The organism is Arthrobacter paludis (assembly GCF_056782315.1).
This window is the reverse complement of record NZ_JBXAEW010000009.1, coordinates 22,927-46,735: the sequence shown is the minus strand read 5'-3', so window position 1 is coordinate 46,735 and position 23,809 is coordinate 22,927. Positions and strand designations below refer to the sequence as shown.

The window sequence follows — 23,809 nt, the reverse complement described above, 5'->3', positions numbered from 1 at the left end:
GCTACTCGACGGTGACGGACTTCGCCAGGTTGCGCGGCTGGTCCACGTCGTAGCCCTTCTGCGTGGCGAGCTCGCACGCGAAGATCTGCAGCGGCACGACCGCCAGCAGCGGCATCAGCAGCGTCGGGGTCTCCGGGACGTAGAAGACGAACTCGGCGAACTGGCGCACGGCCTCGTCACCCTCCTCCGCGACCACCAGGGTCTTCGCGCCGCGGGCCCGGATCTCCTGGATGTTGGAGACCACCTTGGAGTGCAGCGAGTGGCGGCCGCGCGGGGAGGGCACGACGACGAAGACCGGCTGGCCGTCGTCGATCAGCGCGATCGGGCCGTGCTTGAGCTCGCCGGCCGCGAAGCCCTCGGCGTGGATGTACGCGATCTCCTTGAGCTTCAGCGCTCCCTCCATGGCCACCGGGTAGCCGACGTGGCGGCCCAGGAACAGCACGGAGGACTCGTCCGCCATCGAGCGGGCCAGGTCCTTGATCTCCTCCGAACGGTCCAGGACGTCCTGGATCTTCGTCGGGATCGCCCCGAGGTCCGCGAGGATGTCGCGGATCTGCCCGGTGAACAGGTTCCCGCGCAGCTGGCCCAGGTACAGGCCCAGCAGGTAGGTGGCGGTGATCTGGGCCAGGAACGCCTTGGTGGAGGCGACGGCGATCTCCGGGCCGGCGTGCGTGTAGAGCACGGCGTCGGACTCGCGCGGGATGGTCGACCCGTTGGTGTTGCAGATGGACAGGGTCTTGGCGCCCTGCTCCTTCGCGTAGCGCACCGCCATGAGGGTGTCCATGGTCTCGCCGGACTGGGAGATGGAGACCACCAGGGTGGAGGCGTCCACGATCGGCTCGCGGTAGCGGAACTCGTGGGAGAGCTCGACCTCGACCGGGATCCGGCACCAGGACTCGATCGCGTACTTCGCGACGGAGCCGGCGTAGGCGGAGGTGCCGCAGGCCAGGACGATGATCTTGGAGATGTTCTTCAGTTCCTGCGGGTCGATGCGCAGCTCGTCGAGGGTCAGGCGGCCCTCGGCGTTGGAGCGGCCCAGCAGGGTGTCGGCGACGGCGGCCGGCTGGTCGTGGATCTCCTTCTCCATGAAGGAGTCGAACCCGCCCTTCTCCGCGGCGGCCGCGTCCCAGTCCACCGTGAACTCCCGGCCCTCGGCGGGGTTGCCGTGGAAGTCGGTGATGGTGTGGGTCTCGGGCGTGATGGTGACGATCTGGTCCTGGCCGAGCTCGACGGCGCGGCGGGTGAAGTCGATGAACCCGGAGACGTCGGAGCCGAGGAAGTTCTCGCCCTCGCCCAGGCCGACGACCAGCGGGGAGTTGCGGCGGGCGGCGACGACGGTGCCGGGGGCCTCGGCGTGGACGGCGAGGAGCGTGAACGCGCCCTCGAGCCGCTGGGAGGCCAGCTGCATCGCCAGCGTCAGGTCCGCGGCGGCCTTGCCGCGGTACAGCTCGCCGATCAGCGCGGCGGCGACCTCGGTGTCGGTCTCGGACGCGAAGACGTGGCCCCGGGAGGCGAGCTCGGCCTTGAGGTCGGCGAAGTTCTCGATGATCCCGTTGTGGATCACGGCGAGCTGGCCGCCGTCGGCCAGGTGCGGGTGCGCGTTCCGGTCCGTGGGGCCGCCGTGGGTGGCCCAGCGGGTGTGGCCGATGCCCGTCATGGACTCCGGCAGCGGCGACGACTCGATCTCCCCCACCAGGTTGGCCAGCTTGCCGGCCTTCTTGCGGGACTCCACGGCGTCCCCGTTCAGGACGGCGACGCCGGCGGAGTCGTACCCGCGGTATTCGAGCCGGCGCAGGCCCTCCAGGACGACGTCGAGGGCGCCATGGGCGCCGGCGAGCTCGGGACGGCCGACATAGCCAACGATTCCACACATGCGCACCAGTCTAAGGTCCGCGCACCCGTGTCACGGGACACGTGTTTGGGAAACCACACCGGCGCTTGGCAGAATGCGGACGGTGAGTGGAACGCGGGGCAACGATGCCGGGATGACGCCCTACGTCGAGCTTGACCGCCAGACGTGGGCGCGGCTGGCCAATTCGCTGGAGCAGCCCCTGAACCAGGACGACCTTGCCCGCCTCTCCGGCCTGGGCGAGTCGCTGGACTTCGCCGAGGTCCGCGACATCTACCTCCCGATCTCCCGCCTGCTGAACCTGTACGTCCAGGGTGCGGCGCACCTGCACCAGGCCACCAGCACGTTCCTCGGCGAGTCGACCCAGCGCACGCCGTTCGTCATCGGCGTGGCCGGGTCCGTCGCCGTCGGCAAGTCCACCACCGCCCGCGTGCTGCGCGAGCTGCTGCGCCGCTGGCCGGACACCCCCAATGTCGAGCTGATCACCACGGACGGGTTCCTCTACCCGAACGAGGTCCTGGAGAAGCGCGGGCTGATGCAGCGCAAGGGCTTCCCCGAGTCCTACGACCGGCGGCGGCTGCTGCGCTTCGTCGCGGAGGTGAAGTCCGGGGCCGAGGAGGTCCGCGCGCCCTACTACTCGCACCTGACCTACAACATCGTCCCCGACCGGGAGATCGTCGTGCGCCGGCCGGACGTGCTGATCGTCGAGGGCCTGAACGTCCTCGCCCCCGCGCAGGTCCGCTCGGACGGGACCGCGGGCGTCGCCCTGAGCGACTTCTTCGACTTCAGCGTCTACGTGGACGCCCGCGGCGCCGACATCGAGCAGTGGTACGTCAAGCGGTTCATGCGGCTGCGCGACGGCGCGTTCGCCGACCCCGCCTCCTACTTCCACCGCTACTCCACGCTGACGGACGCGGAGGCCGTGGAGACCGCGCTGGGGATCTGGCGCAGCATCAACGAGCCGAACCTGCGGGAGAACGTGTTGCCGACCCGGGGCCGCGCCCAGCTCGTGCTCACGAAGGACGCCGACCACTCGATCCACCGGGTGCTGCTGCGCAAGATCTGACGCCGACGGGCGGGGGCCCGGTTCGTGACGCGCCTTCCGCTAGGAAAAAGGCCACACAGCGTTCATGGACCATTCCGTCCACAATCCCCCTCGCGCGCGCTAGGTTAAGCCTCATGCTTCAGGGATTCAAGGACTTCATCATGAAGGGGAACGTCGTCGACCTTGCCGTCGCCGTCGTCATGGGCACCGCGTTCGGTGCCGTCATCAAGGCCCTCGTCGACAGCGTGCTGATGCCGCTGATCTCCATGCTCGTGGGCTCCCCCAACTTCGACAACTTCCTGGTCTTCGGCCAGGTGAAGTTCGGCGTGTTCCTCACGGCGCTCGTCAACTTCCTGCTCATCGCCGCAGCCATCTACTTCGTCGTCGTCATGCCGATGAACCGGATGATCGAGGCCCGCAACCGCCGCCTCGGCATCGTCGAGGCCGAGGAGGAGGCCGTCGACCCGCAGGTCGCGCTCCTCACCGAGATCCGCGACAGCCTGCGCACCCCGCGCGCCTAGCCCTCCCGTCCACCACGCGGCGCCGGTCCCCCACGGGGGCCGGCGCCGCTGTTCGTTGCCGGCGGTCTCGGCGCGCCTCCCGCCAGCCCGATTTTCGTCCTACGCTATTCCCATGGGCGACCAGGAGACGATCAACGGCGTCCGCTTCACTGACGGGATGATTGCCGTCTGGGCCGACGAGGCAGAAGCCGGCTACTCGCCCGAGCGGCTGCGACGGGGATCCCGAGGCCGTCCACCCCTCGGGTCGAGCGCGGCGGAGCAGGTCTCGGTCAGGCCGGATCCGGCGATCATGACTGAGGTGCGCCGCCTCGCCGGACGCAAGCACGTGAGCCAGTCCGAGATCATTCGCGAAGCCATCGACGCCTATCTCAGACCGTCGTGAACCGCGGCGTCCATCCCTGACGCGAGGAAGCCTGAAGCGCTCCGCCATGAAGTACACCGTCTCAATCGAGATCGCCTTGCCGCGGGAGCGGGCCGTCCAGCTGCTCGCCGACCCCAGGAGACAGAGTCTACGGACGGAGACGTTTCGGGTCCTTCACCAGACCACGCACGAGGGCAGCCAAGCGAACCGTGTTCACGCCGACACCGACAGCACCAAGCCGCCCCCGCTCGATGGTCTCGACCAGTTGGTACAAGATCGCAGCAGCGTCTTTCCGTGACCCTCTAGCTGCCTGGTCCACGTCGCCCAGACCCCATGAGACGAGATCAGGGCCGTGTTGATATGCGATCTCCAAGAGATTCAGGAGATCGTGGAGGTCCTTCGCGGTTCCCCGAGCACGCCACGCGGCGGCGGTCAAGTCCCCGGTAGTGGTGTAGGGCGTGGTGCTCCTTCGGTGTTGGTTGGTTAGGCGGTCAGTGCGAGCTCTGGGTCTTCGTCCACCTCGTTTCGGGTATCGCCGACGGGGGTGAGTCGGCAGCGGGCGAGGACCTCGAGGCCGAGGTAGCGGCGGCCTTCGGCCCATTCGTCGGTCTGTTCGGCCAGCACGGCGCCGACGAGGCGGACTATGGCTTCCCTGTTGGGGAAGATCCCGACGGCGTCGGTGCGGCGGCGGATCTCCTTGTTGAGCCGCTCGGCGGGGTTGTTGGACCAGATCTGGGTCCAGACGTCCTTGGGGAAGGTGGTGAAGGCCAGGATGTCCTCCCGGGCTGCGGCGAGGTGCTCGGCCACCGCGGGGAGCTTGTCCTGGGTGTATTCGATGAGCCGGTCGAACTGGGCGTCCACGGCCGGGGCGTCGGGTTGGTCGTAGACGCTGTGGAGCATGGCCTTCACCGCCGGCCACATGCTCTTGGGCGTGGTGGCCATCAGGTTCGCGGCGTAGTGGGTGCGGCACCGCTGCCAGGCGGCTCCGGGCAGATTCGCCGCGATCGCCTCCCTCAGCCCGGGGTGGGCGTCGGAGGTGACCAGCTTGACCCCGGCCAGGCCGCGGGCGACGAGGTCGGCGAGGAACTCGTTCCAGGCCGCCCCGGTCTCGGAGGTGGCCACGCGCAGGCCCAGGACCTCGCGGTGCCCGTCGCCGTTGACGCCGGTGGCCACCAGGGCAACGGCGTTGACCACGCGCCCGCCCTCGCGGACCTTCATGGTCAGCGCGTCGGCGGCGACGAATGTGAAGGGTCCGGCCCCGCCCAGGGGGCGGTGGCGGAACTGCTCGACGTGCTCGTCCAGGTCCGCGGCCATCCTGGAGACCTGGGATTTGGAGAGCGAGTGGATCCCGAGGGTCTTCACGAGCTTGTCCATGCGCCGGGTGCTCACCCCGGCGAGGTAGCAGTCCGCAACGACGGTGATCAGCGCCGACTCGGCGCGCTTGCGCCGCTCGAGCAGCCACTCGGGGAAGTAGGTGCCCTGGCGCAGCTTCGGCACGGCCACGTCGATCGTGCCGACGCGGGTGTCCAGGGGCCGGTGCCGGTACCCGTTGCGTTGGGCGGACCGGCCCGGGGAGGCCTTGCCCCACTCGGCGCCGACAACGGCGTCCGCGTCGGCGGAGAGCAGGGCGTTGACCATGGTCTGCAGCAGGTTGCGCATCAGGTCAGGGGAGGCCTCGGACAGGGCTTCCGTGAGCAGGCCGGCAGGGTCGACAATATGGGGTGCGGTCATCGTGGTGACTCCGTTCGAGTGGGTTGTAGGAGATTCCTCGAAGGATCACACGGTGGCCGCACTTTCGTCCCCACGGACGAGAACGGCCACCGCGCGTTACACCACTATGCGGGACTCAACTGCGGCGGCCTTGAGCACCACGGCTGGCTCCACGTCCGGGACAGGTACGACGAACCGGATTTCTTCACTGTCTTGAAGATGAATTTGGGCATCGACCCACAGGGGTTCTGCACTCATGGCAAGGTTGAGGCCCGGGAGCGCGTCGAAGCGGCGGCCGCCATGAGTCTCCTCTTTCAGCCGCATTCCGGGATCTGTCGACTGCACGAGGATGTCGATGGTGATCGGCTCGGCGCCCACGGACTCGAGCTCGTACCGGTTGCCGGACATTGCTGTGTAGCCCTTCGCCAGCAGACGCTCGTGCAGCTCCGGCCCCGCTACCACCACCTTGTCCATTGCGGCATCGGTGTCAGCAGTGGCACGAAGTACGGCGCGAGGAGTCGGGTAAACCAGAAGCAGTAGGTGGACCATATGGCCACCGACAATCCTGTACCGGGCGTCGCCGGCTACGTCGGCAAGGTCGGAGAGACCGCGGAACCCCAAGTCCGCTGCCTTGCTGCTTGAGAAGGTCGTGATGCTACGCCGCGGCACGGTGTCTCTCCAGGATGTGGATCCGCAACCGCTCGGCTGCCTCGTCTGTGTCTGGGCCGGTGCCGTGCGTCGTTTCCCACAAGACGAGTAGCGGATCCGCCAACCGGCGTTCGCCGGTGGCCGCGCCGCACTCCGCCGTTGCCCATACGGTCGGATCCGCTGGTACGACCGCGCGCAGCGTTTCTTGGCCCTCGGGCGCAGGCGTGAAACCTTCCTCCGCAAGGTCCACGAGGGACCGCAGGTAGAGAACGGCGGACTGCGGCAATCTCCACGGCGCAAAAGTGTCGGCAGCGACGTCGCCCGATATGAGCGGATCAGCGTCGACGTCCTTGGCCAAAGCCATGGCTTGCTGCGCCTGGGTTAAGGGATCATCCAGGTGGTACCAGTTCGTCTCCAAGCCACCGGGGCCGGGATACTCGCTCTCCCACGCCGCCAGTAGCGCCCGGGCATCCGCGGTGATCCACCCGCCTTCGGTGTGCGCGACCGCGTCTCCGAACGACCGCACTACCTTCGATACGGCCTGCGGCGTGGCTCCCACGGTATCGGCAATGTCCTGCTGGCGGCGGGGTTCAGTTGAGAGGAGCAGGACGCGCATGACGGCCCAGCGGCGCCAGCTCTGGCGCCGACCGCCCCTCGATGGCCTGCCCTGAGGTCCCGGTTCCTCCGGGCTCCTGTATTCGCGCCCTAGAAGGAAGACGACGGGCGGCTGAAGAGTAATCAGGTCGATCTGACCTGCCCGAGCCCGCTCCACGACGAGGGGGTCGGCTCCGCGGGCCACGTGCATCCGTCGCCCAGCCTCGGCTCCCCGCGAGCGGGCTAGCTTCTGAGGTGTCACGATACCGTCTGTTAAGGTGATCTCTCGGCTTACTGCCACCGCGTCAGGGGTGGTCAGCTCCAACTCACCGAGATTTCCGCCGGCCACATAGATTCCGGCGCGTTTGACAACGTCAAGTGCCTGACTCAAGGTGTCGCTCACGCTTACCCCCTTATCTGCTCATTCGTCAAACAACCGATTTGCCTCTTAAGGGAGATCGGTTGTTTGACGCTATTGGCCCGCAGGGTGTATTGAGCGGGATCTTGTCATTGTAGGCACACGGGGCAGCATCTCAACACTCTGGTCCACGCTGGTTGACCCGCGCGTAGATGTCTGAAATCCGGACTCCGGAAAACACGGCGCGCCCCGCCGTCGTCCTCTACGGCTCTACGCGGCCAGCGCCAGCTCGGTCTCCACGACCGCGGCCAGCCGCTTGGCGACGGCGTCCGCCGTCGCCGGGTCCGCGGCCTCGACCATCACGCGCACCACCGGCTCCGTGCCGGAGGGGCGCAGCAGCACCCGGCCGGTGGCCCCGAGCTCTGCCTCGGCCTCGGCGACGGCGGCGGCCACGGCGGCGTTCTCCTGCACCGCGGCCTTGTCCACGCCGCGCACGTTGATGAGCACCTGCGGCAGCACGGTCATGCACGCGGCCAGGTCCTTGAGGGACCGGCCCGTGCCGGCGACGCGCGCGGCCAGCTGCAGGCCGGTCAGCACGCCGTCGCCCGTGGTGGCGTGCTCGGAGAAGATCACGTGGCCGGACTGCTCGCCGCCCAGGCTGTGGCCCTCCGCGCGCATCGCCTCGAGCACGTAGCGGTCGCCGACGGACGTCTCGCGGACCGTGATGCCCTCGGCCTTCATGGCGAGCTTCAGGCCGAGGTTCGACATGACGGTGGCGACGAGCGTGTCGTTCTTGAGTGCGCCGCGCTCCTTGAGCGCGGCGGCCATGACGGCCATGATCTGGTCCCCGTCCACGACGGTGCCCTCGTGGTCGACGGCGAGGCAGCGGTCGGCGTCGCCGTCGTGTGCGATGCCGAGGTCCGCGCCGTGCTCCACGACGGCGGCCTGGAGCTTCTCCAGGTGCGTGGAGCCGTAGCCGTCGTTGATGTTCACGCCGTCCGGCTCCGCGCCGATGACGACGACGTCGGCGCCCGCGGCGTTGAACGCCTCCGGGGAGCAGCCGCTCGCCGCGCCGTGGGCGCAGTCCAGGACGACCTTCAGGCCCTCGAGGCGGTGCGTCATGGTCTGCAGCAGGTGCACGACGTAGCGGTCCTCGGCGTCGGCGAAGCGGCGCACGCGGCCGACCTCGCCGCCGACGGGGCGCCGCGGCTCGTTCAGCATCTCGGCTTCGATCGCGTCCTCGAGGGCGTCGTCGAGCTTCTGCCCGCCGCGGGCCAGGAACTTAATGCCGTTGTCCGGGGCCGGGTTGTGCGAGGCGGAGATCATCACGCCGAAGTCCGCGTCGAGGTCCGCGACGAGGAACGCCGCCGCCGGGGTGGGCAGCGTGTTCGCGTCGTAGACGTCGACGCCGGCCGCGGCGAGGCCTGCCTCAATCGCGGCGCCAATGAAGTCGCCGCTGATGCGCGGGTCCTTCGCGACCACCGCGACAGGACGCTTCCCCGCCGGCACCTGGTTGAAGCCCAGGACGACGGCGGCCGCCTGCGCGAGCTTCATCGCGAGCTCGGGCGTGATCAGTTCATTCGCTGTTCCACGGACGCCGTCCGTGCCAAAGAGTCGTGCCATCGGGGTCAATCATAGGCGGGCCGGGATGCCCCTCCTGTCACGGACGGGCATCGATTCGCCCCTTGGTGCGCCACAAAACACGGAACGTCCCGCGTCAGGTGCGGCTTCGAAGCCGGCTGGAACGTCACGAATTGGCTTCAGGCCGGGCGTGCCCGCGGCCCCGCAGGATTTCCACAGCGGACCCACAACGGGGCCGAATCGACGGGACGTTGTGATTCAATATTTGGTGAGACATGCTTCACATTCATTGTCGCCACCGGTGGACCATGCTCGGCGGAAGGGGCGGGCGTCATGCACTCTCGGGTAGCGGTCGTCGTCGAGGACGACGACGACATCCGCACGCTCCTGGAGATGATCCTCGAGCAATCCGGCTTCACCGTGCACGCCACCGAGGACGGAATGGAGGGCGTCGAGCTCGTGAGAGCCAAGTCGCCCGACCTGGTGACCCTCGACCTCGGCCTGCCCGGCATCGATGGGTTCCAGACGGCCCGGCTGATCCGCCAGCACTCGACCGTTCCGATCATGATCCTCAGCGCCCGCTCGGACGAACTCGACACCGTCATGGGACTCGACAGCGGGGCCGACCACTTCGTCACCAAGCCGTTCCGCCCCCGGGAGCTCAGGGCCCGCGTCGAGGCGATCATGCGCCGCTCCGCCCTGCACCAGGCACCCAAAGCCAGAGGGGCGATCCCCGCGGAATCCATCCCTGCCGTCCCGGCCTGGGCGGGCGCATCGAAGTCCCTTGATCCCGCCGCCGAATCGAGGACCGGCGACCTCGCGCACAACGGCCTGTTCGTGTCGCCGGAGACCTACCGGGTCGAGCTCGAGGGCGAGTCGGTCCGGCTCACCCCGACCGAATTCACGCTCCTCTCCACGATCCTCGGCGGGCACGGGCGCGTCCTGACGAAGCAGGTCCTCGCCCGAGCCGTCCGCGGGGAGGACCCGGACGAAGGGACCTGGGTCTCCCGGGCCGACGAGCGCACCGTCGAGGTCCACATGGGCAACCTGCGCCGCAAGCTGGGCGAGGACCCGAAGTCGCCGCGCTGGATCGAGACGGTCCGCGGCGTCGGCTACCGCTGCGCCCCCGCCACCCGCTGACCCTGTCGGCGGCCGCTGCGGACGCCCAGCCCGGCGCCTTCCTCCCCCGGGGCGGTGCCCGCGCCGCCTCCTCCATGACGGCGGCGCGGCCACCTGTTGCCGCCGGCTTCTGACTGCGGCGTGGGACCACCAATGTCCCCCCATCCCGATCAAGGCTCCACAGTGGTTACACACAAGATCCGGTCAAACCATGGCAACACGGACTTTGGCGATTCTGGAGCGGAGATTGCCCGTTCCTTAGGCCGCTTCGGCGCCCACGAGCGGCACGCTTGTTCCATGGATGCCGAAGGGCCGGACACAGGGCGGGCAGGCGAGGAGGCCCTGCCGGTGGGCGTGGCGGGTCTCGTCGAGATGCTCGGCTGTGCCCGCACCGCCGAGGTCGCCCAGTCGTTCGTGCGGCTCTGGCCCTCGCGCCGCGCCCGGATCACCGCGTCCATCTGGCGCCACGAGACCGCCGCGGCCCTCGACGCCACGCTGTCCCTGCGCTCGGCGGCCTCCTTGCTGGACGAGGAGGCCCTGGCTTCCTACGCGTCGCGCATCCACCGCGCCGTCGACGTGGCCGGCACCCAGGGCTGGGACCGGGTGCGGGACATGCTCTCCGGCATGGACCCGCTGGGCCGCGACGCCGTGGAGCGGCTGAGAAGGCTCGCGCTCCGGCTCGAGCGCGAGGCATCGGAGCAGCTGCGCGGTTAGGGGCGCTCCGCCAAAGACTGCGCGGCCAGTAGGCCTGGGGGGAACTACTGGCCGCGCACGCACTCCCCGGCGGCATGCCGCGGGAGCAGGCCGAGCGCGGTGTCCGGGCTGCACAAGTCGAAGGTCTTGATGAGCGGAACATCGAACTCGCCGCTGGCCTCGGCCGCGGCCAGCGGGGAGTTGGTGAGCAGACCAGAGACCGCGGCGACTGCCAGGCCGGCCTCCCTCAGGATGCGCAGCCCCGCGGTCGCGCCGAGGGCGTCCTGGGAGGCGAACAGCACGTGGTCGACGGCGGCGTGGAAAACGGGGTCGTTGAGCAGCCGGCGCGTCTCGCCCTGGAAGAGCCCGTCGGCGATCTCGACGACGACCGCGTCGGGGCCGCCCGCGGCAAGCTCGTCCACGAGCGTTCCCAGCAGCGCCCGCACGCGGGCATAGTCCAGACGGAACGTCGTGGCGTGGCCGAAGTCCGTGAAGTCGATGACCCGGACCGCGCCGGCGTCGCGGAACAGGTTCGGGTCGTTGCCGGCCCCGGTGCCGGTGGCCTTGCCCGCGGCGACCTTCAGGCCCGCGTTGGACAACCCGTGGACGAGGCAACCCAGAACCGTGGACTTCCCGGAGTTCATCGACGAGCCCAGGACGGCGAGCACGACGGGACGCGGCCCGTCTGGGCCGGCTTCCCGGGCCAGTGCCCCGGTCGCGTCGGACAGCGGCGCGAAGGCGGACAGGTTCAGGGCGCCGTCCGCGTCGGCCATCAGCCCCAGCGGCTCGATCCCGGTCGGGGCCTCCATGGAGGCGTGCATCGCCGTGACGAGACCCGCAACGCCGCCGCCCGCCACCAGGTGGCACGGCTCGAGCGACCCGGGCACGTGGGCGAGGAACTGGTCCGGGGCGTACCGGTGCCCGTACGCGACCAGGATCTCCTGGCCCGGGAAGAGCAGCTGGCGCCGGGAGACCGGGCTCTCCAGCCGGGTGTGCTTGCCGATCTCGGTGACGCGGGCCAGGACGAGGTCGCCGGCGCGCGGCACCACGCCGGAGCCGGTCAGGAGGCTGAACCCCGTCGGGTCGGCCTCGATGGCGCCGGCGGCGAAGCGGGTCGTGTAGGCCTTGCGGACCTGCAGCAGGCGCTGGGGGTCGAGGGGGCTGGTGGCGGTGCCGGCGTGGAGTGCGGGGGTCACTTCAACAGTGGCGCTCATGGCCTGCTCCTGTCCTCGGTCCTCGGTATCCGGGGTGGACCTCGAGAGATTCCAAGTGGTTGCGGCCGGCCAATGGGCTCCGACCGCATGCAACAGGTAACAGGCAAAACCATGGGGTAACCATGATGCGCAGGTGGGCCGCCACTGCGGTCCGCGCGCCGTGGTCGGCGCGCGGACCGAAGAGCCGGGGGCAGGTGGCGTCTGTGCCGCGCTAGCCGCGCACCGGTCCGCACTCGCTGGCGCCGGCCCCACCGGCGGCGGAGGCGGCGCACCACGCGGTGGAGTTGCCCTCGGGCAGTTGGACTGCCGGCAGCTCGGCCGTCGCCCCCGTGGCCAGGGACCCGTTCTCCGCGGTCACGTCGACGCTGCCGGCGGCGACGGTGCGGGACGTCGCCTCGGCCGCGGTGACCACGTGGACCACGGTCCCGGTGGCCTCGGCCTCGACGGCGAGCTCGCCCGCCAGGGCGCCGCCGTCGGCCGCCACATCCGTGAGCCGCACGTTGCCGGAGTTGGCGACGGTCACCGGGTAGGCGACCTCGTCGCCGGCGGAGACCCGGCCGTCGCCGTCGGTGTCCGCGTAGCGCCCGGCGCCGGCGGTCGCGGTGACCGCGGGCCGGCGCTCGCGCAGGTCCACCTCGTCGCCGGTGACCTCGTAGGTCTCAGCCACCGTGGTGTACTCCGGGACCTTGCCCGTGGTCCAGACGGTGCTCGGGACGAAGAACCCGTCCGCGTGCTCGGCCTCGGTCACCGTGTGCCGGGGCGTGGTGCAGTCGTAGGACGCGCCGGGACTCAGGTTGGACCAGCGGCAGTTGCCCGAGGGGGCGGGCTGGCCGACCGGGGCCGCGGCGAACGGCGCGAAGTTGCCCTCGGTCGGGACCACCCACTGGTTGACGTTGCCGGTGTGCGTGACGCTGAACGTGTAGGGCACCTTCTCGCCGGCCGCGTACGGGTCGGCGGCGAGGTCCCGCGCGGCGTCGCCGCGCTTCCCGGCGATGTCCAGGCCGACGATCTCCCGCCCGTCGACCTGCGCCGTGATCCGGCCCTGGGACTCGCGGCCGTCGGCGGCGGTGAACACGGCCTGCAGCGCGGCCTCGCCGTTGGCCGTGGCGGGCGCGGTGACCGGGACCTCGACCGTGGCGGTGCCGCCGGCGGCGACGCTGACCTCGGCCGTCCCGGCCTTCCAGCCCGTTCCCGCGACGGTCAGCGTCCCGGTGAGGGCCGCGGCCTCCTGGTTGGTGACGGTGACCTTCGCCGTGGCGGTCGCGCCGGCGTCCAGCGCCAGCGGATCCGCGGCCAGCGGGGCGCAGACGTAGTTCAGCCAGTCCTCGCCGAACTGCCCGAACACCATGTCGTCGGTGTAGCTGCCCTCGTAGAAGACGCCGTAGCGGCCGTCGTCCAGGGCCTGTGCGACGGAGTAGGCCGAGAAGCCGTGCCTGATGGTCCGCGAGCCGGGCCAGGTCCGGCCGTCGTCGCAGGAGACGCGGGCGGAGACGTTCTCGCGGCTGGTCGGGTGGTTCGCGCCCGTGTAAAGGAGCTTCGCGGCCTCGTCGCTGCCTTCCGGGGCGTCCGGGTGCATGCGGGTGATGTGCGCGTTGTTGGTGGGGTCGGTCAGCTGCCGCTCGATGCGGACCGGCCCGTAGCTGTGGCCGCCGTCGGTGGAGATGGCGACCTTGCGGAAGCCGCTGCGGCTCGAGTCGCGGGAGTTCATCATGACCCGGCCGTCGGAGAGCTCGACGACCTTGTTCTCGTCCATTCCGGTGCCGACGAACTCGCCGCGCTGCCATGTCTTGCCGTGGTCGTCGGAGTACACGGAGTACGCCTGGATCGGGGTGCTGCCGTCGGCCTGCTTGACGACTCCCGCGTACTGCTGGATGAGCCGGCCGGCGTGCTCGCCGTACTTGAGCTGGATGCCGGCGCCGGAGGTGGCGAACGTGGAGCGGACGTCGCCCGGGTCGGCGGTCTTGTCCGCGCCGGGCTTGGCGACGTCGGTGATCAGCCGCGGCTCGCTCCAGGTCGCGCCGCCGTCCGTGGATTCGACGACGGCGGCGCTGATGACGTCCCGGTCCGCGTCGTCGTTTCCCCACTCGCTGCCGTGGAAGCCCTGGTCCTTGGAGTAGACGAAGAACGCGAAGACGGTGCCGGTCTCCTCGTCGTGCACGTAGCTGGGGTCGCTGTACCCGTACTTGGGGGTGTCGGCGTCGCCGACGTGGCCGGCGGCGATGGTGGTCATCGGCCCCCAGGTCTTGCCGTTGTCGGTGCTGCGGCGCTGGACGATGCTGTTGGCGTTCGGGGCGTCGGCGGCCGAGCCCGGCCGGGCGTCCCACGAGGCGAGGACGACGCCGTCGCCCAGGTGCACGAGCGCGGGGATGCGGTAGAAGAAGTTCTCCGCGGTGCGGTCGGCGCCGAGGTTCTGCTCGGTGTAGTCGCCGGGGGCGGCGAACGGATCCGCGCCGGGCACGCTCGTGGCCGCGGTGGCGGGGCCGGCGAGCGCGAGCGGGACGGCGAGGCCGATCGTGGCGGCCGCGGCGAGGACCCGGCCGGCCCGCTTCAGGGCGGGGCGGCGGCGGGCAGGGGGAAGTGCGGTGATGGGGGTGTTCATCTTCTCTGGCCTTTCCGGATGCGCTGAGGCGGCGCACCGTGCTGGACGGTCATGGGAAGAGGTAGGACATCCGATGCCAGTCTGGTGTGAACGCGGTCACGCGTCAAGCGGGCCGCCTGAAGGCACAGCGGGAGCGCACCCCCGGCACAACAGGAGGGCAGGGGATGCACAGGTTCGGCACAAGCCCACAGGCCGCGCCGAGCAGAGCAGCAGGAATGCCCCAGCCCCGGTCCCGGTGCGGCCCGCCGTCCGTAGTCTCGAAACATCGCCGCAGGCCCACGATGCACGGGCCGCGAGGCGGATCCCGGGCCACGGCCCAACCACCCCCCACTCGAGGAGCCACCCCCGGTTCCCGGTCTTCCGAAAGAGAGCACCATGCGCACTTCCCACAAGATCCTCGCCGCCACTGCCGTTGCCGGCGTCGCCCTGGCCGGAGGAGCCGCCTTCACCGGGACGGGCCTGGCCACCACCGCACCGTCCAGCCAGTTCATCGGCGGCACGGTGTCCCAGTCGGTGACTGGCGCGACCCTGGCCGGCGTCTCCTACGGATTCACGGACTCCACGACCAAGACGGAGGTCAATTCCATCACCCTCGCCTTCGCCGACACGGCCGACGGCCGCACGGTGTCCGTGGCGCCGACCGGCGGCTCCGGCGGCTCGTTCAACTGCACCGTGGTGTCGGCCAACGCCTCGGAGTGCACCTTCGCTCCCGCCACGACCGAGACCGGCTACACCGGCCTGACCAGCCTGGCCGTCACCGTCGCCGAGTAGTCCCTCGAGGGGCTCTCGCCCCGCGCCCCTCCGGTGGGCGGCCGCACCCCAACGGCCGCCCACCAAGGGGCGCCGCCGTCCACAGCCTAGGTCCGGCACGGAAAGGAGCCCCCATGAAGCGGTTCGCCCGACGCACGCTCACGCTCTTGCTCGTGCTGTCCGCCCTGGCAGGGGCCGTGGCCGCGGTGCTCCTGGCCAGCGGGCAGGCGGCCTTCGTCAGGACCTACGGCGTCAGCATGAACCCCGTGTACCACCAGGGCGATCTGGTGGTCCTGTCCCGGGCCGAGCGCTACTCGCGCGGCGACATCGTCGCCTACCACGTCGAATCCAGCGGGGAGATCGCCCTCCACCGCATCGTCGGCGGAGACGCCGACGCCTACACGCTCAAAGGCGACAACAACGTCTCCCTCGACGTGGACCGCCCCTCCGCCGACGAGCTCATTGGCAAGGCGGTCGTCCATCTCCCCCGGGCCGGCGACGCCCTCGCCGTCGCCACCTCCCCTCCCATGCTCGGCCTCGCCGCGTTCGCCCTTCTGGGCGGGACGGCGCGCTCGACCAGCCGACGCCGGCGCCGCCGGACCGACAGAAGGAAGCCGATGTCCCGCCACTCCAAGACCCCCGGCGTCGCCCCGGCTTCTCCCGGCCTGCTGGACGCCCCACTGCGCGGCTGGACCGCCGGGGCGATGGCGACGGGCCTGCTCGCCGTGGCGCTCGGTGCCTGGGCGTGGTCCGTTCCAGCCGGCCCCTCCGGGGTCCCCGGGCACGGCGGCCGCGTCGACTTCTCCTACACGGCCGAGGTTCCCCGGACCCCCGCCTACGACGAAACGACCGTCCGCTCGCCCCAGCCGGTCTTCCGCAACGTCACCGAGGCGGTCGATGTCCACTACTCCTACACGGGTCCAGAGGGCACCGTAACGGTCGCCGCCGAGGTCTCGACGCCGGGCGGCTGGCGCACGAGCATCCCCCTTGGCGGGCCGACACCCGCTCAGGGAACCGGGCTCGAGGGGACGGTCCGCCTCGACCTTGCCGACATCCAGCACCGCGTGGACCGCGCCGCCGCGGTCACCGGCCTTCCGACCAACCCCGTCACCGTCGAAGTCGTCCCGACCGTGGCCTCCGGCGGCTCCGAATTCGCTCCGGCCCTCGAGCTCACCATGAGCCCCCTCCAGCTCTCCGTCTCCGACCCTGCGTCCCTGTCCGTCACCGACGAGGAGTCGGCTGCCACTGAGGGATCCCCCGCGCTCACGCTGGGCCGCTGGAGCCTGACCTCGGGCGCCGCCCGCCTCCTCGCACCCGCGCTGCTGGCGGTCTCCGCCGGGGCGCTGGCCCTGCTGGCCCTCCTCGGGCGGCGCCGCCGCGCCGAGGCCGCCTCCGACGCGGTTGCCGCCATCCGACGCCGGTGGGGTTCGCGGATCATCGCCGTCGAACCGACCGCCCACGCTCCGCAGAGCCCCGTGGTCGACGTGCCGGATTTCGGCACCCTGGTCCGCATCGCCGAGCGCTACGACCTGATGATCCTGCACTGGTCGCGCAGCGAGGTGGACACCTTCGTGGTCCAGGACGACGGGACGGCGTACCGGTTCCGCGTCGGCGGCGCCCGGTCCGAGAACCCGGCGACCGCACCTCAGCCCGCGGCCTAAGCGCCCCGCCTGGGGCTACCCGGCGAGGTCCGCCGTGTGGTCCCGGGCGAAGTCGTAGTACTCGCGCAGGGCCAGCCGGGACGCGGCGGCCTCGTCCACGACGACCGTGGCGTCCGCGTGCAGCTGCAGCGCGCTCGCGGGGCAGAACGCGCCGAGCGGGCCCTCGGCCATGGCGGCGACGGCCTCCGCCTTGGCCTCCCCCGACGCCACGAGCAGGACGCTGCGGGCGCGCAGGATGGTGCCGATGCCCTGGGTCAGGCAGTGCACGGGCACGGCCTCCGGGTCCCCGCCGAAGAACCGGGCGTTGTCCTGCCGGGTCCGCGGGGCCAGCGTCTTGACCCGGGTGGAGCTGCCCAGCGAGGAGCCGGGCTCGTTGAAGCCGATGTGCCCGTTGGCCCCGATGCCCAGCAGCTGCACGTCCACGCCCCCGGCCGACGCGATCGCGTCCTCGTAGGCCGCGCACGCCGCCCCCAGGTCCGCGGCCGCCCCGTCGGGGACGTGGACCCGCGCCGGATCCAGGCCCAGCGGCCGGGTCACCTCGCGGTCGACGACGGAGCGGTAGCTCTCCGGGTGCCCCGCCGGCAGGCCCACGTACTCGTCCAGGGCGAACGCCGTGGTCCGCGAGACGTCCAGCCCCCCGCGCACCAGCTCCGCGAGCTCCCGGTAGGTGGCCAGCGGGCTCGAGCCGGTGGCGACGCCGACGACGGGCTCGTCCTTCCCGGCGATCGTGTCGGCGATGAGGGACGCGGCGTGGCGGCCGACGGCGTCGGCGTCGGGCAGGACGATGATTTCCATGCTCCCAGCATAGTCCGATTGGTCCGGACCAAAAAGAGGGGTCGCTCCTTCGAAGTTGGGTCTGGGCTGGCATGAAGTTGGGCATCTTTGGGTCATACTGGATGCCATGCCGCATCCGGAGGACGACCAGCAGCCAGAAGAAGTCCGGACCACTGCCCCGAAGTACGCCGTCGTCGCGGCCGCCCTCGAGGAACGGGTCCGCGCCTCGCTGCGCCCGCACGACGCCCTGCCCACCGAGCGGGACCTCCAGGCCGAGTTCGGCGTCAGCCGCGAGACCGTCCGCCGCGCGCTCGCGCAGCTGAAGCGCGCGGGCCTCGTCTACCACGTGCAGGGCTCCGGCACGTACGCGGCCGACCCCTCGCAGATCCGCAAGACCCTGCGGCTGACCGGCTTCTCCGAGGACATGGCCGAGCGCGGGCTGGCGCCGTCGTCCACCCCGCTGGAGTGCCGCGAGGAACCCTGCCCGCCGGACACGGCCCGGGCGCTGGGGCTGGACCCGGGCGCCGCCGTCGTGCTCCTGTCCCGCCTGCGGCTGGCCGACGGCGCGCCGCTGGCGCTGGAGACGGCGCGGCTGGCGCCCGACGCGCTCGGGGGCGCCCTCCCCGACCCCGCCGGTTCCCTCGACGCCCAGCTCGCCGCGCACGGGAACCGGATCGTCCGCGCCGCCCAGTCGATCACGGCCGCGAACCTGGACGCCGGGCAGGCGCGGCTGCTGGACCAGGCCGTCGGCGCGGCCGCCCTGCGCGTGGTGCGCACCGGGTTCACGGCGCGCGGGCGTCCCGTCGAGCACACCGAGACGCTCTACCGCGGCGACCGCTACGGCTACGAGACCACGATCGAGAGGACCGCATGAGCACGCTCATCCACTCCGCCGCCCCGCTGGCCGGGCCCACGTGGGCGCTCGTCGATGACGGGCGGATCGCCGCCGCCGGGACCGGCGACGGGTGGCGCGGGCACGCGGCCGAGCGGACCGTGGACGCGGGCGGGGCGTACCTGGTGCCGGGCTTCGTGGACATCCACTGCCACGGGGGCGGCGGGGCGGCCTTCGAGGACGACGGCGGCGCGGACACCGTCCTGGCCACCCACGCGGCGCGCGGCACGGGGGCTCTGGTGGCGTCGCTGGTCGCGAACCCGCTGCCCGCCCTGGCCGCGTCGCTGCGCGGGCTCGCCGGCCTCGGGTCCCCGCTGCTGACCGGCGCGCACCTGGAGGGGCCGTGCCTGTCCCCTGCGCACCGCGGCGCCCACCACCCGGACCACCTCGTCGCGCCGACGCCCGCCACGCTGGCCCCGCTCCTGGAGGCCGGCGGCGGGCTGGTGCGGCAGGTGACGCTCGCACCCGAGCTGGACGAGGGCCTCGCGGCGACGCGGTTCCTGGCCGCGCGGGGCGTGCGCGTGGCGGTGGGGCACACGGACGCCGACTACGCGACGGCGAAGGCCGCGTTCGACGCCGGCGCCTCCGTCCTGACGCACACGTTCAACGCGATGCGCGGACTGCACCACCGGGCGCCGGGGCCGGTCGCCGCGGCGTTGGACTCCCCGCACGTGACGCTGGAGCTCATCGCGGACGGGGTGCACGTGCACGAGCCGCTGGTCCGGATGCTGTTCGCCCTGGCCCCGGGACGGGTGGCCCTGGTGACGGACGCGATGGCGGCGGCCGGGTGCGGGGACGGCGCGTACCGGCTCGGGGAGCTGGACGTGGAGGTGTCCGGCGGGGTGGCCCGGCTCGCGGGCGGCGGGGCGATCGCGGGCAGCACGCTGACGATGGACGCCGCCGTCGCCCGCGCCGTGGCCGCAGGGGTGCCGCTGGCCGCCGCCGTGGAGGCGGCGACGGCGTTGCCGGCGCGGGCCCTGGGCCTGGACACCGCCGGGCACGGGTGGGCGGGGACGCTGCGCCCGGGCGCGCCGGCGCCGGTGCTGCTGGACGCGGACGGCCGGCTGGTGCCGCCGCCGGCGTAGGCGCGGCCCGACGCCGCGCGCCGGCACCCGGCCGGCGGGACCGGCCGTCAGGCGGTGCGGGTCGAGGTGAGCTTCGCGTGGACGACGATGTTGTCCGCGTGCCGCAGCGTGTCCTCGTTAAACTCCCCGCCACAGGTGATCAGCCGCAGCTCCGCGCCGTCGGTGTTCCCGTACGTGCCCAGGGTGGAGAACTCCGGCTTGGGGGTCTGCACGATTCTGGTCACGGTGAACACGGCGACGCGGCCGTCGGCGCGGGTCACGGAGATCGGGTCGCCCTGGCGCAGGGCCCCGAGCTTGAAGAACACGGCCGGGCCCCGGTCCCCCAGCGCGGTGACGTGGCCGAGGATGACGGCCGGGCCCCGTTCGCCGGGGCTGGGGCCGCGCTCGTACCACGCGGCCGGCGCATCCGCCGTGAGGGGCGGGACGCCGATCGTCCCGTCGGACTGGAGCCCGACGTTCATCAGGCCGGTGTCGACGTCGATCGAGGGGATCGTGAGCCGGGTGGGCTGGGACGGCCCGAGGAGCAGGTCCTCTGGCGCGGGCTGCGGGGCCTCCGCCGCAGGCGTGCCCGCGGGGGGCTTGGGCGCAGCCTTGGCGCCGGGCCGCGTGTCGGCCGTCGGCGGCGGGTCGGCGGGGACCGGGGGCTGCGGCCCGGCGGAGCCCGCCGGGGACGCAACCGCTGCGGAGGCCGGCGGCGAGGGGGGAGGCTCTTCCCCCCTCACCCCGGCCCCGATGAGCGCCGTGCCGACGAGCCCCGTTGCGGCAACGGCAGCCACGGCGAGCGCCCTGCCCCTGTCCTTCTTGTTCGCGTCAGAGCGCATCGGCGCGGTTCCTTTCCGGTGTCGTCCTGCGGGTGACTATTCCTGGCCGGCCCGGCGGCGGACCATGTAGGCGCCGGCACCGGCCGCGACCAGGACGAGGCCGCCGCCGAGGGCGATCGCCTCGGAGTCCATCCCGGCCGTGCTGCCGCCGCCGGTCTCCGGGTTGCCGGCCGGCATGTCCATCTGCGACGCCGCCAGCGTCCCGCAGAGGGCGGGGGCGGTGGCCGCCAGGGGCAGCTCGGGGACGAGGTTCGACTTGGCGTTGGCGGCCTCCTCGCTCAGCGTGGCGGGGTCGAGCCCGTGGACGACGACGGTGCCGTTGCCGGCCTTGATCGCCTCGACGGTCTCCGCGTTCATGGTGAAGGTGCGCTCATACGTGTAGCTTCCTCCCATCCCGGCGACGGCCAGGTCCGTGGCGGCCTTGGCGCTGGTGTCGCCCTCGCTGGTGAACGTGGTGGCGACCTTGCCGTAGGCCGGGATCCCCTCCACGGTGTCGACGATGCCGTCCCCGTTCTCGTCCGCGTCCGGCGTCGGGCACATGCCCTGGGTGTCGGTGGTGATGTGGACGTGCTGGACGTGCGGGTACGGGTCGCCGTTGAACTCCTCGGCCAGTCCGCTGACCTCCTGGGTGACGGTGGCCTGGTCGCCCTCGAGCGAGACCATCACGGAGCCGGTGGCGCCGCTTCCATTCAGCGCCTCGAGCTCGGCCTGGAACGAATGCGACCCGGTCTGGGCCGAGGCCCCGGCCGCCGTCGCGGCGAGCATTCCCAGGGTCATGGCCGGAACGGCCAGCAGGTGGAGCTTCCTCATGGATACTTCCCTTCCTCGGTGGGGCCGCCCCGTCTGGAGCCGCCCCGGAGTGTGCGTGCATCGGAGGTGTTGCACTCCACATTCGGAGCCGCGCCCCGCCCGGATTGGACCGAAACCGGGAAAATTCCGGAGCCGGGTCCGGGCCGCTACAGGTCGTCGAACGTGAGGTTGCAGTCGTCGAGGCAGGGAGAGCGCTTGCCGGCCGGCGCGCCGACCGAGCGCAGGCACGTGCAGGGCGGGGTCCTCAGCGCCGGAATGCTGGACCAGACGAACCGCTGGCGCCCGGTGTGGGCCCGGAAGTCCAGGGTGGCGCCGTCGACCAGCCCGGCCAGGGCGGCGCTGACGCTGAGGCGGAGCTCCGCAGCGCGGCCCGCCTCCGCTCCCCCGCCGGCCTCGAGGGCGCAGTCCAGGGCCTTCTTCGCCGGGGTCCGGGAGAAGTACAGCCCCCGCTTGCGGCAGCCCCCGGGACCCTCGTAGCAATGCAGGACTCCGCCGAACGCGCCGATCATCTCCGCCGCGTCGGCCGTGACGACGAACCGCCCGTGGCCCGGGATGCGCGCCAGCAGCGGCGGCCAGCCGGCGCTCACGGGCGGCCGCCCTCCGTCCGGGCCTTCCCCCGGCCCTCCGCCTGGTCGCACGTGGCGCACACGCCCTCCAGCTCGACGACGGCGCTGATGCGCGTGAACCCGTGGTCCCGCGCCTGGCGGGCCGCCCACTGCTCGAGGGGGATGCCCGGCAGCTCCACGGCGGTCTGGCAGCCGCGGCAGAGCAGGTGGTGATGGGGGTCCCGGCGGGCACAGCGCCGGTACAGGTGCTCGCCCTGCCCCGTCTGCCGCACGTCCAGTTCGCCGTCGGCGGCCAGGGCGTGCAGGGTCCGGTACACGGTGGCCAGCGAGACCCCGTGGCCCCGGCCGGTCAGGAGCCCGTGGACCCGGCGCGCCCCGAGGAATTGGGCGCTGCCCTCCAGCAGGTCCAGGACGACGGCACGCTGGCGGCTGGTCCGCATCTCAGGCTCCCCGGCCCGCGGGGGCGGCGGGCGCGGCGGGTGCGGCGGCCGCGGGAGCCGCAGTCCGCGCCGATGCCCCGGCCGCGGGCCTCCGCCGCAACGCCACGGCGGCCACGACGACGTAGAGCTTGATGGAGAGCACCACGATCGTCGCCCCGGGCGAGAGGGGGTGGAACCACGTGACCGAGAGCCCGGTCACGCAGACCGCCGCTCCGAACCCCATGGCCCAGTGCATGGTGGCCGCGAAGGACCGGGCGAAGAGCTGCGCCGTGGCCACCGGGACGATCATCACCGCCGAGACCAGCAGCACCCCGACGACGCGCATGGACACCGACACCGTCAGGGCCGCGACCACGGCCACCAGGAGGTTCAGGGCCGCCACCGGGAGCCCCGCGGCACGCGCGAAGTCCTCGTCGTGGCAGAGGGCGAACAGGGCCGGCCGGAGGCCGATGCCGACGGCCAGGATGACCGCGCACAGCCCCGCGGTCAGCCACACGTCGGCGCCCGTGACGGTGGCGATGGAGCCGAAGAGGTAGCCGGTGAGGTTCGCCGAGGTGCCCCCGGCGATCCCGATCAGCAGGACCCCGCCGGCGATCCCGCCGTAGAAGAGCAGGGCCAGGGCGACGTCGCCGCTGGTCCTGCCGCGCGTGCGGACCGTCTCGACGAGCGCGGCCCCGACCACGGAGGCCACGACCGCCCCGGGGACGGCGAGCGCGTCGCGTTCGCCCGCGCCGGCGGCGGCACCGGCCAGCCAGCCCATGGCCACGCCCGTCAGGGCCATGTGGCCGATCCCGTCGCCCAGCAGCGCCATGCGGCGCTGGACGAGGTACGTCCCCACCACGGGGGCGGCGAGGCCGATCAGGAGCGCGGCGACGAGCCCGCGCTGCATCAGCGGGCTGGCCAGCATCGCGGTCAGTGCGTCCACGGGGGCATCACCATTGCCTCTGCAGGTCGGGCGCGCCGGGGCCTGGCGCCGGCGCGGCGGGGTGCGGGTGGGGGTCGACGGCGGCGTCCCCGCCGGACTCCGCCGGCGGGGCCGGGCCGTCGTGGACGACCCTCCCCTCGTGGAGGACGACGGTGCGGGTGATCAGCGGCGCGAGGGGCCCGAGGTCGTGCAGGACCACCACCACCGTCACGCCCTGGGCGCGCAGCGCGGCGAGGGTACCCGCCAGGGCCTCCATCGATTCCCGGTCCATGCCGGACAGGGGTTCGTCGAGAACGAGCAGGTCCGGTCGCCGCACCAGCGCCCGGGCGATGAGCACGCGCTGCTGCTGGCCCCCGGAGAGGACGTGCAGGCTCTCCCCGGCGCGCCCGGCCAACCCCACCCGCTCGAGGGCCTCCAGGCCCAGGCGGCGGGCCCCGCGGGCCGTCCGCAGCCGGCGGCGGTGGAGCAGGCCGGAGGCGACGACCTCCAGGGCGGTGGCCGGGACGCCCGTGGTCGCGCCCGTGCGCTGCGGGGCGTAGCCGATCCGCTGCCACGGAACCGCCCCGGACGCGCCGGCGGGGTCGGCGCCGTAGAGCGCCACCCGCCCGGTGGCGGCCGGGTAGAGCCCGACCAGCGTCCTGACGAGCGTGGACTTGCCGGCCCCGTTGGAGCCGAGCACCGCCACGACCTCCCCCGGGGCGATGTTCAGGTCGACGCCGCGGAGCACCGGGGCGCCCCCGAGGTCGACCCCGAGGTGGCGGGCCTCCACGACCGCCGCGGGCGCGCCCACGGC

The 23,809-nt window shown here is 72.2% G+C and carries 24 protein-coding genes; 10 read left to right on the top strand and 14 right to left on the bottom strand.

All coding sequences use genetic code 11. The annotated features are described in order from the left end of the window. Position 1: 1 nt before the first annotated feature. Positions 2-1,873, bottom strand: coding sequence for a glutamine--fructose-6-phosphate transaminase (isomerizing) (gene glmS, locus AC1Q5D_RS09105; RefSeq protein WP_481738272.1), 1,872 nt, complete (start codon positions 1,871-1,873; stop codon positions 2-4). Positions 1,874-1,946: 73 nt separating this feature from the next. On the opposite strand from glmS, the gene coaA reads away from it, so the two are divergent. From coaA to AC1Q5D_RS09085, 4 genes are all read left to right on the top strand, one after another. After that, positions 1,947-2,915, top strand: coding sequence for a type I pantothenate kinase (coaA, locus tag AC1Q5D_RS09100; protein ID WP_481738271.1), 969 nt, complete (start codon positions 1,947-1,949; stop codon positions 2,913-2,915). Between the two features lie 113 nt (positions 2,916-3,028). Continuing rightward, entirely contained in the window at positions 3,029-3,415 is a 387-nt protein-coding gene (mscL, locus tag AC1Q5D_RS09095) for a large conductance mechanosensitive channel protein MscL (protein WP_481738270.1), read from the top strand. A gap of 112 nt (positions 3,416-3,527) precedes the next feature. Further along, positions 3,528-3,797, top strand: coding sequence for a ribbon-helix-helix domain-containing protein (locus tag AC1Q5D_RS09090; protein ID WP_481738269.1), 270 nt, complete (start codon positions 3,528-3,530; stop codon positions 3,795-3,797). Between the two features lie 46 nt (positions 3,798-3,843). Beyond that, on the top strand, positions 3,844-4,074 hold the full coding sequence (locus AC1Q5D_RS09085; RefSeq protein WP_481738268.1) for a hypothetical protein: 231 nt from the start codon (positions 3,844-3,846) through the stop codon (positions 4,072-4,074). A 185-nt stretch (positions 4,075-4,259) separates the two neighbouring features. Here the strand turns inward: AC1Q5D_RS09085 and AC1Q5D_RS09080 are convergent, their stop codons facing one another. From AC1Q5D_RS09080 to glmM, 4 genes are all read right to left on the bottom strand, one after another. After that, on the bottom strand, positions 4,260-5,507 hold the full coding sequence (locus AC1Q5D_RS09080) for an IS256 family transposase (RefSeq protein WP_481738267.1): 1,248 nt from the start codon (positions 5,505-5,507) through the stop codon (positions 4,260-4,262). A gap of 96 nt (positions 5,508-5,603) precedes the next feature. After that, on the bottom strand, positions 5,604-5,960 hold the full coding sequence (locus AC1Q5D_RS09075) for a hypothetical protein (protein ID WP_481738266.1): 357 nt from the start codon (positions 5,958-5,960) through the stop codon (positions 5,604-5,606). Between the two features lie 181 nt (positions 5,961-6,141). Then, complete coding sequence (locus AC1Q5D_RS09070) at positions 6,142-7,131, bottom strand: hypothetical protein (protein ID WP_481738265.1); 990 nt, start codon at positions 7,129-7,131, stop codon at positions 6,142-6,144. Positions 7,132-7,356: 225 nt separating this feature from the next. Next, a complete protein-coding gene (gene glmM / locus AC1Q5D_RS09065; protein ID WP_481738264.1) occupies positions 7,357-8,709 on the bottom strand; it encodes a phosphoglucosamine mutase in 1,353 nt (450 codons plus the stop codon). Between the two features lie 291 nt (positions 8,710-9,000). On the opposite strand from glmM, the gene AC1Q5D_RS09060 reads away from it, so the two are divergent. Together AC1Q5D_RS09060 and AC1Q5D_RS09055 are read left to right on the top strand one after the other, a co-directional pair. Beyond that, the gene (locus tag AC1Q5D_RS09060) at positions 9,001-9,807 is read left to right on the top strand and encodes a response regulator transcription factor (protein WP_481738263.1); all 807 of its coding nucleotides are present in this window, start codon (positions 9,001-9,003) and stop codon (positions 9,805-9,807) included. Between the two features lie 276 nt (positions 9,808-10,083). Next, positions 10,084-10,500, top strand: coding sequence for a hypothetical protein (locus AC1Q5D_RS09055; RefSeq protein ID WP_481738262.1), 417 nt, complete (start codon positions 10,084-10,086; stop codon positions 10,498-10,500). A gap of 44 nt (positions 10,501-10,544) precedes the next feature. Here AC1Q5D_RS09055 and AC1Q5D_RS09050 read toward each other — a convergent pair whose 3' ends face one another. Continuing rightward, a complete protein-coding gene (locus AC1Q5D_RS09050; protein WP_481738261.1) occupies positions 10,545-11,693 on the bottom strand; it encodes a P-loop NTPase family protein in 1,149 nt (382 codons plus the stop codon). Positions 11,694-11,904: 211 nt separating this feature from the next. Beyond that, positions 11,905-14,292 carry an exo-alpha-sialidase gene (locus AC1Q5D_RS09045; protein ID WP_481738260.1) on the bottom strand — a complete coding sequence of 796 codons (2,388 nt, stop codon included), beginning with the start codon at positions 14,290-14,292 and terminating at the stop codon, positions 11,905-11,907. Positions 14,293-14,667: 375 nt separating this feature from the next. On the opposite strand from AC1Q5D_RS09045, the gene AC1Q5D_RS09040 reads away from it, so the two are divergent. Together AC1Q5D_RS09040 and AC1Q5D_RS09035 are read left to right on the top strand one after the other, a co-directional pair. After that, positions 14,668-15,063: a hypothetical protein gene (locus AC1Q5D_RS09040; RefSeq protein WP_481738259.1), complete on the top strand. Its 396-nt coding sequence runs from the start codon at positions 14,668-14,670 to the stop codon at positions 15,061-15,063. Positions 15,064-15,176: 113 nt separating this feature from the next. Continuing rightward, positions 15,177-16,703, top strand: a complete 1,527-nt coding sequence (locus AC1Q5D_RS09035; protein WP_481738258.1) for a signal peptidase I — start codon at positions 15,177-15,179, stop codon at positions 16,701-16,703. Between the two features lie 15 nt (positions 16,704-16,718). On the opposite strand, the gene nagB is transcribed toward AC1Q5D_RS09035, so the two are convergent. Further along, a complete protein-coding gene (gene nagB / locus AC1Q5D_RS09030) occupies positions 16,719-17,498 on the bottom strand; it encodes a glucosamine-6-phosphate deaminase (protein ID WP_481738257.1) in 780 nt (259 codons plus the stop codon). Positions 17,499-17,604: 106 nt separating this feature from the next. Here nagB and AC1Q5D_RS09025 point away from each other — a divergent pair, with 106 nt between their 5' ends. Together AC1Q5D_RS09025 and AC1Q5D_RS09020 are read left to right on the top strand one after the other, a co-directional pair. Further along, positions 17,605-18,351, top strand: a complete 747-nt coding sequence (locus AC1Q5D_RS09025) for a GntR family transcriptional regulator (protein WP_481738256.1) — start codon at positions 17,605-17,607, stop codon at positions 18,349-18,351. After that, positions 18,348-19,454 (top strand): N-acetylglucosamine-6-phosphate deacetylase, encoded by a 1,107-nt coding sequence (locus tag AC1Q5D_RS09020; RefSeq protein WP_481738255.1) that lies wholly within the window; start codon positions 18,348-18,350, stop codon positions 19,452-19,454. Before AC1Q5D_RS09025 ends, AC1Q5D_RS09020 begins: the two co-directional genes overlap by 4 nt. Positions 19,455-19,501: 47 nt before the next feature. On the opposite strand, the gene AC1Q5D_RS09015 is transcribed toward AC1Q5D_RS09020, so the two are convergent. From AC1Q5D_RS09015 to AC1Q5D_RS08990, 6 genes are all read right to left on the bottom strand, one after another. Further along, a complete protein-coding gene (locus tag AC1Q5D_RS09015; RefSeq protein ID WP_481738254.1) occupies positions 19,502-20,275 on the bottom strand; it encodes a class F sortase in 774 nt (257 codons plus the stop codon). Between the two features lie 36 nt (positions 20,276-20,311). Then, positions 20,312-21,085, bottom strand: coding sequence for a hypothetical protein (locus AC1Q5D_RS09010; protein WP_481738253.1), 774 nt, complete (start codon positions 21,083-21,085; stop codon positions 20,312-20,314). Positions 21,086-21,231: 146 nt separating this feature from the next. Next, positions 21,232-21,672: a peptidase gene (locus AC1Q5D_RS09005; RefSeq protein ID WP_481738252.1), complete on the bottom strand. Its 441-nt coding sequence runs from the start codon at positions 21,670-21,672 to the stop codon at positions 21,232-21,234. Continuing rightward, the gene (locus AC1Q5D_RS09000; RefSeq protein WP_481738251.1) at positions 21,669-22,091 is read right to left on the bottom strand and encodes a Fur family transcriptional regulator; all 423 of its coding nucleotides are present in this window, start codon (positions 22,089-22,091) and stop codon (positions 21,669-21,671) included. Before AC1Q5D_RS09000 ends, AC1Q5D_RS09005 begins: the two co-directional genes overlap by 4 nt. A 1-nt stretch (position 22,092) precedes the next feature. Beyond that, positions 22,093-22,998, bottom strand: a complete 906-nt coding sequence (locus AC1Q5D_RS08995) for a metal ABC transporter permease (RefSeq protein ID WP_481738378.1) — start codon at positions 22,996-22,998, stop codon at positions 22,093-22,095. A gap of 25 nt (positions 22,999-23,023) precedes the next feature. After that, positions 23,024-23,806 (bottom strand): metal ABC transporter ATP-binding protein, encoded by a 783-nt coding sequence (locus AC1Q5D_RS08990; RefSeq protein ID WP_481738250.1) that lies wholly within the window; start codon positions 23,804-23,806, stop codon positions 23,024-23,026. Positions 23,807-23,809 lie beyond the last annotated feature (3 nt).